The sequence below is a fragment of the Streptomyces griseoflavus genome (assembly GCF_014649995.1).
Taxonomy (GTDB): domain Bacteria; phylum Actinomycetota; class Actinomycetes; order Streptomycetales; family Streptomycetaceae; genus Streptomyces; species Streptomyces griseoflavus.
The window spans coordinates 149,967-157,514 of record NZ_BMUC01000016.1 but is presented as its reverse complement, the minus strand read 5'-3'; the positions used below and the strand labels follow the sequence as shown (position 1 = coordinate 157,514).

At 69.4% G+C, this 7,548-nt stretch carries 6 protein-coding genes and 1 tRNA gene; all 7 read left to right on the top strand.

Annotation, left to right across the window (positions count from 1 at the left end; translation table 11 throughout):
- Nucleotide 1: 1 nt before the first annotated feature.
- The 7 genes from IE172_RS28070 (at nt 2) to IE172_RS28040 (ending at nt 7,511) form a co-directional block, all read left to right on the top strand.
- Nucleotides 2–73, top strand: a tRNA-Val gene (locus IE172_RS28070).
- A 367-nt stretch (nt 74–440) separates the two neighbouring features.
- Nucleotides 441–1,730, top strand: a complete 1,290-nt coding sequence (locus IE172_RS28065; RefSeq protein ID WP_190100117.1) for an ABC transporter substrate-binding protein — start codon at nt 441–443, stop codon at nt 1,728–1,730.
- Nucleotides 1,731–1,744: 14 nt separating this feature from the next.
- A complete protein-coding gene (locus IE172_RS28060; RefSeq protein ID WP_190100116.1) occupies nt 1,745–2,701 on the top strand; it encodes a carbohydrate ABC transporter permease in 957 nt (318 codons plus the stop codon).
- The gene (locus tag IE172_RS28055) at nt 2,698–3,573 is read left to right on the top strand and encodes a carbohydrate ABC transporter permease (RefSeq protein ID WP_190100115.1); all 876 of its coding nucleotides are present in this window, start codon (nt 2,698–2,700) and stop codon (nt 3,571–3,573) included. Before IE172_RS28060 ends, IE172_RS28055 begins: the two co-directional genes overlap by 4 nt.
- Nucleotides 3,574–3,583: 10 nt before the next feature.
- Nucleotides 3,584–4,183: a hypothetical protein gene (locus tag IE172_RS28050; RefSeq protein ID WP_190100114.1), complete on the top strand. Its 600-nt coding sequence runs from the start codon at nt 3,584–3,586 to the stop codon at nt 4,181–4,183.
- Between the two features lie 100 nt (nt 4,184–4,283).
- A complete protein-coding gene (locus IE172_RS28045) occupies nt 4,284–7,025 on the top strand; it encodes an exo-rhamnogalacturonan lyase family protein (protein WP_190100113.1) in 2,742 nt (913 codons plus the stop codon).
- A 36-nt stretch (nt 7,026–7,061) separates the two neighbouring features.
- On the top strand, nt 7,062–7,511 hold the full coding sequence (locus IE172_RS28040) for an SRPBCC family protein (protein WP_190100112.1): 450 nt from the start codon (nt 7,062–7,064) through the stop codon (nt 7,509–7,511).
- Nucleotides 7,512–7,548: the final 37 nt, after the last annotated feature.

Sequence of the window (7,548 nt, the reverse complement as noted above, 5' to 3'; positions counted from 1 at the left end):
CGGGCGATTAGCTCAGTGGGAGAGCGCTTCGTTCACACCGAAGAGGTCACTGGTTCGAACCCAGTATCGCCCACCGGATCATGGGACGGCCCGGCTCACCAAGCGTGAGCCGGGCCGTTCTGCTTCGTGGGCCGGCGCGTCCGTCCCGGCCCCGCCAGGCCGTTCCGCTTCCGCTCGCCTTCATCCAACCGTGACCTCCCCGCGGGTCCGCCCCGGCCGGCTCCATGGCGTTCGGCCCGTCGGCCGCGAGGCGCCGACCTGGGTATCCCCGGTTCCGCCGGGCCCTTCGGACGAGACTGCCGCCGCCTCGGCGCAGCCCGGTCGCCGATGAATTCCTGTCCGAATCATTGACGTGCCCGTGGGCCCTCCGTAACTTGTGCCAGCAAGCGCTTACTTGAAACGATTCATGAGGCGGACGCGAACGTCGCGGGGAGGCTCATATGCAGCAGGGCAGGAATGTGGAGAGGCGCACGATCCTCAAAGCGGCGGGCGCCTCGCTGGCCGTCGCGGGACTCGGCGCGACGGCCACCGCCTGCGGCGGCGGCAGCGGATCGGGGAACGGGACGGTGACGATCCGTTACGCCTGGTGGGGCGGGGAGCCGCGCACCATCGCCATCAGGAAGACGATCGCGCTCTTCGAGAAGAAGTTCCCGAAGATCAAGGTCAAGCCGGAATTCACCGACTACGAGGCCTTCTGGGAGAAGTTCCAGACCCAGGCCTCCGGCGGTAATCCGCCGGACGTTTTCCAGAATGCGGTCGGATTCCTGCGCAAGTACGACAAGCGTGGTGTTCTGCTGGACCTCAAGACGCAGGCGGACGCGGGGAATCTGAGCCTGGAGAACTTCCGCAACGGCGTCCTGGCGAACGGTCAGGTCGACGGCAAGCAGATCGCCGTCCCCGTCGGCGCCAACACGATGGCGCTCGTCATCGACCTCAAGGCATTCGAAAAGGCCGGGGTGGAAGCCAGGTTCGGCTGGACCTGGGACGAGTACTTCGACGCGCTGCAGACGATCCAGGACAAGCTGAAGATCGCCGGAGACACGGGCTACTTCAGCATCATGTACCTGTACGACCTCTACCTCCGCCAGAACGGCAAGGCCTTTTTCACGGACACCGATCTCGGCTTCACCCAGGACGAACTGACGCAGTGGTGGGAGGACGGCTACAAGAGGGTGAGGTCCGGACTCGTCGCCGACCCGAAAAAGGTCGAGCAGGTCAAGCCCAAGTCCGCGCTCTCGGCCGGCCTCGCGGCGTCCGAGTTCACCTGGGACAACTTCTCCATCCGCTACGAGGGGGAGGGCGAGTCGGATTACGGCCTCGCGCCGATTCCCACCACGGACGGCAAGAACACCGGCCAGTACCTCGGTTCGCTGATGCTGAGCGGTTTCTCCGGCACCAAGCACCCCGAGGAAGTCGCCCAGTTCATCGACTTCATGGTCCACGACCCCGGGGTCGGCGAGATCATGGGCTACGACCGAGGTCTCCTCGCCACCACCGAACAGTACGAGGCGTTCAAGCCCACCGACCCCAACAACAAGGGTGTCGCGGCCTACGAGGAAGAGGTCGCCGCGGCCGGCGTCCTCGGCAGGATCACCCCGCACCCGTCGGGCGCCGACGTCATCGAGGCGGCGTTCCTGCGCATCGGCGGCGAGGTCGCCCAGGGCAAGACCAAGCCGGCCGACGCCGCCAAGGCACTGTTCAGCGAGGCCAAGGCCGCGTTCGCCGGCTGAGGGGACGTACCACCATGACGCTCGTCAAGGAAGCGCCCGCGCGCCCGGCCGGGCAGCGGCCCGCCGCTCCCGCGGCCGGGCGGCGCGGCCGGCGCCGCGAGAACCTCGCCGGCTATCTCTTCATGTCGCCGTGGATCGCGGGGTTCCTGCTGCTCACGGCGGGGCCGATGATCGCGTCGCTGTACTACGCGTTCACCAGCTACAACCTGTTCACGCCGCCGCAGTGGATCGGCCTGGACAACTTCACGACGATGTTCCAGGACCCGCGCTGGCAGAAGTCGGTGGAGGTCACCCTCACGTACGTGGTCGTGGCGACCCCCCTGAAACTGCTGCTCGCGCTCGGCGTCGCACTGCTCCTCGCGCAGAAGCGGCGCGGACAGGGCCTGTACCGGGCCGCGTTCTACATGCCCTCGCTCATCGGCGCCAGCGTCTCCGTCGGCTTCGTGTGGCGGGCGCTGTTCTCCGACGACGCGGTCGTGGACCGCACCCAGAAGATCTTCGGCCTCGACGTCGGCGGCTGGATCGGCAACCCCGACTACGTCATCTACTCCCTGGTGGCCCTGAGCATCTGGCAGTTCGGCGCCCCCATGGTCATCTTCCTGGCCGGCCTCAAGCAGGTGCCCCAGGAGCTGTACGAGGCCGCCGAGGTGGACGGGGCCGGCCCGCTGCGCCGGTTCTGGAACATCACGCTGCCGATGATCTCCCCGGTGCTGTTCTTCAACGTGCTGCTGGAGTCCATCCACGCGTTCCAGGTGTTCGGCTCCGCCTACGTCGTCTCCGACACCCGGTGCGGGCCCGCCGACGCCACCCTCGTCTACACCTGCTACCTCTACCAGAAGGGCTTCAAGGAGGCCCAGATGGGCTTCGCCTCCGCGATGGCGTGGACGCTGGTGATCGCGGTGGCCCTCGTCACGGCGGTCCTGTTCTGGTCGCAGAAGAAGTGGGTGCACTACGAGGAGGCCGCCAAGTGACCAGTGCCACCAGTTCCGCCCTGCCCGCCGCGAGCGAGCGGCGGCGCCGCGGATCGATCGCCTGGCACGTGGGCGCCGTCGCCGTCCTCGCGGTGGTCCTCTACCCCGTGATCTGGGTGGTCGGTGCCTCGTTCAAACCGAGCAAGGACATCATCGCCAGCCTCGACCTGCTGCCGGCCAAGCCGGTATGGGAGAACTTCTCCGGCCTCGCCGACGGCATCTCCGGCATCTCCGTCAGCAGCTTCTTCTGGAACTCGCTGATGTACGCGGTCCTCGCCGTGGCCGGCGTCGTCCTGTCCAGCTCGCTCACCGCCTACGCGTTCGCCAAGATCCGGTTCGCCGGGCGGAACCTGCTCTTCACGCTGATGATCGGCACGCTGCTGCTGCCGTACCACGTCCTGCTCATCCCGCAGTACGTGCTCTTCCGCAACCTCGGGCTCACCGACACCCTCGTGCCGCTCGTCGCGGGCAGGTTCCTGGCCACGGAGGCCTTCTTCGTCTTCCTGATGGTGCAGTTCATGCGCGGACTGCCCAGGGAACTGGACGAGGCCGCCAAGCTCGACGGCTGCGGGCACCTGCGCACCTACTGGTCGGTCGTGCTGCCACTGAGCCGGCCCGCGATCATCACCAGCGCGATCTTCACCTTCATTAACGCCTGGAACGACTTCATGGGTCCGCTGATCTATCTCAACACCCCCGAGAAGTACACGGTGTCGCTCGGCCTGATGATGTTCCGCGACCAGGAGGGCATCTCCGACTACGGCAGCATGATCGCGATGTCGCTGGTGGCGCTGGTGCCGGTCATCGCCTTCTTCATGGCCTTCCAGCGCCATCTCATCGACGGCATGGCGACCTCCGGACTGAAGGGCTGAGGCGGTCGTCATGGCGCGAGCACGCGCGAAGGCACGTACCACCCGCGGGGAGTCCGTCTTCGGCGAGCGCTTCGCGGTCTTCGCCGAGTGCCTGCTGACCGGGGTGTGGATCGCCGTGGCCTGTCTCGGGGTGGTCACCTACCCCGCCGCCTTCGCCGCGGGCGCCCGTCACCTCCGGCGCCGCACCACCCACCGCGGCGGTGGCCTGCGGGAGTTCGTCCGGGACTTCCGTACGGCCCTGCGCGGCGGGTGGATCGTCGGGCTCGCCGGGTGGGCCGTGGCCGGCGCGGTGTGGGTGGACGTCCTCGCCGCCCGCGCCGGGCTCCCCGGCGGGCCGTTCGCCGGCGCCGTCGGCGTCTTCGCACTGATCGGGGCCGCCGTGGCCCTGCTGCGCGCGGCCGCCGTCTGGGCGCCCGGCACCTCCTGGCGGGCGTCGCTCGCGGACGCCGGGCGGCGGACCGTGCTCGACCCGGCCGGGTCCTTCCTGATCGTCTGCGGTCTGGCCGTGGTGGCCCTGTCCGCGGGATTCGTCCCGCCGCTGGCGGTTCCCGTGCTGGGGGCCGCCGCGGCGGCGGCCGTCGCCGTGGAGGAGCGCCACCGGCACCGCTGACCGGCGACACCCCTCCCACGGGGGCCGGTGCTCCGGCGTCGCCGCTTGTTCTGTCATGCCCTTGACATCACCTTGCACCCCGCAACGGAAAGGAAAGGCCATGCCCCCCATCCCCCGCAGAACCCTGCTCAAGGCGGCCGCCGTCGCCGGAGCCGCCACCCAGGCCGGCCGGGCCCTCGGAGCACAGCCCGCCGCTGCGGCACCCCGCGCCGGGACCGCCGGCGCGGACCCCGGCCCCGTCACCCTGGACTGGCTGGAGGACGGCGGCCTCGGCGCGGCCCCCGGCTCCACCGTCGGCGTGCCCTGGCCCAGGGGCGCCCACCGGGAGAACCAGACCTTCGCCCTCACCGACGCCGGCGGAAAACCCGTCCCCGTCCAGTCCTGGCCCCTCGCCCACTGGCCCGACGGCTCCCTCAAATGGACCGCCCACGCCGTCGGCTCCGGCTCCGGCGCGCTCACCCTGACCGCCGGGACACCCGCCGCACCCGAGAAGAAGGCCACCGTCACCAGGCGCGGCGGCACCATCGACGTCTCCACCGGGGTCATCACCGCCCGGATCGCCACCTCCGGCACCACCCTCGTCAAGTCGGTCACCCGCGGCTCCACCGAGATCGCCCGCGACGGCCGTCTCGTCCTGCTGCGCCAACCCGAGCTCGAGGACGGCGACCGGAGCACCGTGAAGACCGAGCGCTTCGACGGAACCGTCTCTGACGTCACCGTCGAGCAGGAGGGACCCGTCCGCGCGGTCGTCCGCATCGACGGAAAGCACCGCAGGGGCCGCCGTGACCTGCTGCCCTTCTCCATCCGCCTCTACTTCTACGCGGGCGCCGACTCCTTCCGCATGGTGCACACCATCACCTTCGACGGGAAGCAGGAACCGGGCAGGGCGAGCGGCGACTTCGTCCGCGGCCTCGGCGTCCGCTTCACCGTGCCCCTGCGCGACGAGTCCTACGACCGTCACATCCGCATCGGCGGCGAAGGCACCGGCCTGCTGCGCGAGGCCGTCAAGGGCATCACCGGACTGCGCCGCGACCCCGGCGCCGCCGTCCAGGCGGCCCAGTTCGCCGGCGGGAAACTGCCCGACCCCGCCACCTGGGACCAGCGGGTCACCACCCGCCTCCAGTACGTCCCCGAATGGGGCGACTACACCCTCTCCCAGCTCTCCGCCGACGGCTTCACCCTGCGCAAGCGCACCAAGAAGGGCCACGGCTGGATCGGCGCCGGCGGCGGCCGGCGCGCCTCCGGGTTCGGCTACGTCGGAGGCGTCAGCGGCGGCCTCTCCTTCGGCCTGCGCGACTTCTGGGAGAAGTACCCCGCACAGCTCGACATCCGCGACGCCCACACCGACCGGGCCGAAGTCACCCTGTGGCTCTGGTCGCCCGAGGCGCAGCCCATGGACCTGCGCTTCTACCACGACGGCATGAACCAGGACACCTTCCCCGAACAGCTCGAAGGCCTCAACATCACCTACGAGGACTACGAACCCGGATTCGGCACCCCCTACGGCATCGCCCGCACCTCCGAACTCCTCTTCTGGGCCAACGCGTCCACCCCCGCCGCCGAGGCACTCGCCGAACAGGTCAAAGCCGTACGGGTCCTCCCGCAACTCGCCGCCCCGCCGAAGCAGCTCATCCGCGCCGGCGTCTTCGGCAAGGGCCTGTACGCCGAACCCGACCGCTCCACACCGGCCAAGGCCAGGATCGAGGACCACCTCGACTTCCTCTTCACCTACTACAAGGACCAGGTGGAGCAGCGCCGCTGGTACGGCTTCTGGGACTACGGCGACATCATGCACACCTACGACACCGTCCGGCACCAGTGGCGCTACGACGTCGGCGGCTACGCCTGGGACAACTCCGAACTCTCACCCGACCTGTGGCTCTGGTACGCGTACCTGCGCTCCGGCCGCGCCGACATCTTCCGCTTCGCCGAGGCCATGACCCGCCACACCGGCGAGGTCGACGTCTACCACCTCGGCCGGTGGGCCGGCCTCGGCACCCGCCACGGCGTCCAGCACTACGCCGACAGCGCCAAACAGCAGCGCATCGCCAACACCACCTACCGCCGCTACTACTACTTCCTCACCGCCGACGAACGCGTCGGCGACCTCATGCACGCGTGCGTCGACTCCGACGAGACCTTCCTCGCCCTCGACCCCCTCCGCAAGATCCGCACCGAGCCCTACACACCCGACCGCAACGCCCTGTCCATCGGCTTCGGCACCGACTGGAGCGGACTGGTCTCCGCCTGGCTCACCGAATGGGAACGCAGGGGCCCCAAGTGGGAGAAGGCCAAGGCCCGCGTGCTCTCCACCATGGAGACCATCGCCGCCCAGCCCAACGGCTTCGTCCAGGGCAGCGCCCTGTACGACCTCGACACCGGCCGGTTCGCCGTCGCCGGCACCCCGAAGGTCGAGGTCTCCCACCTCTCGGCCGTCTTCGGCCTCAACGAACTGTGCGCCGAACTCATCGACCTCGTCGACATGCCCGACTTCGAAGAGGCCTACTACGACTACTGCCGCTACTTCAACGCGAGCAAGGCCGAACAGGCCGCGCGCTACGGCACCGACTTCGGCAGCCTCATCCTCTTCCAGGGCCACTCCCGGCTCGACGCCTACGCCGCCGTACGGACCGGCGACGACGAACTCGCCCGTCGGGCCTGGCGGAAGTTCTACGACTCCGACGGCTACAAGGAATCGGCCCCCTGGAAGACCGAGAAGGTCAGCGGACCGGCCGCCCTGGTCGCGGGCGGCGAGGCCACCTGGGTCTCCACCAACGACACCGCCCTCTACGGCCTCGCCGCCATAGAGAACCTGGCACTGCTCGGAGACCGGATGCCGTAACCGCACATCCCGGGCGCGGGCGGGCACACTCCGTACATGGACTGGAACCATTACCGCTTCCGCAGTCTGTGGACCCTGTCCGCGCCCGCCGCGACGGTGTACGGCGCACTGGAACGGATCGAGGACTACCCCCTGTGGTGGCCCCAGGTGCGCGAGGTCACCCGGCTCGACGACACCAGCGGGATCGTCACCATCCGCTCCCTCCTGCCGTACGACCTGACCTCCACCGTGCGGGAGGGCCGGCGCGACCGGGAGACCGGTGTCCTGGAGGCGGGCCTGTCCGGCGACATCGACGGCTGGGCCCGCTGGACCGTCACCAGTCTCGGAGACCACGGATGTCTCGCCCACTACGAGCAGGAGGTCGACGTCCGCAAGCGACTGCTGCGCCTGCTCGCCGTACCCGCCCGGCCCGTCTTCCGCCTCAACCACGCGGCGATGATGCGGGCCGGCCGGCGCGGACTGGCCGCACACCTGCGAGCGGTTTGAAGGAAGCCCGCCCGGACCTGTATGGTTCAGTGCGTTC